General features: G+C 55.3%; 1 protein-coding gene. It reads right to left on the bottom strand.

All coding sequences use genetic code 11. The annotated features are described in order from the left end of the window. Positions 1–586, bottom strand: a 586-nt coding sequence (locus ABLN87_RS22340) for a hypothetical protein (protein WP_353014308.1), incomplete at both ends; no start/stop codon positions are given.

Here is a 586-nt window from a genome sequence, read left to right as displayed (position 1 = left end):
CGCCGGAGGTCTGCATGTTCTCGTCGTCAAGCAAGCGGTACAACTCCTCCAAACCGATCTCGGCCTCAGCGTCAGTTGCGGGGTTTGGAGCTGCCGGGGCACCGGTCATGGTTTCCTCTGCAGTCTGTTGGGGGTCCGCTGCTGGTGCGGCGTCCAGTTGCAGGGCATCGTCATCCAGAAAGGGCCTGGCAAGGCGGTAGGCCAGGTCCACGCCTGTTTTTGACAAATGTACCCCCCTATCTTTGAGGTGATCGAAGATTGCCTGATGGGTGCGCTTTTGAGATTTCAGATCGAGGATGATCTGCAGGATATCAGGGGTCACCGCTTTGGGCATATTATTTGACGACAAGCCCGCATCCGCTCGAAGCGCTCTGTTGATCGTTGTGTCACTAATTTGAATGTTGTCCTCTTTCAGCGCGGCGCTGATCTTTCTGCTAGACAATCCCTGGTCGCTCAGCGCCTTGATCTGATCAAATACTTCCGGGGTTACTTTTGAGGCAGGTTTCCTGATTGTAGCTTGGGGCTGTTCCAGTGCCTGCAGCATATGCTGAATATCGGGAGAGGCCTGCTGATATCCCGTCTCCCG

Source organism: Ruegeria sp. SCP10, assembly GCF_040329495.1.
Lineage (GTDB): Bacteria > Pseudomonadota > Alphaproteobacteria > Rhodobacterales > Rhodobacteraceae > Ruegeria.
Note: the sequence above shows the minus strand (reverse complement) of the source record. Positions and strands in the feature narration are given on the sequence as shown.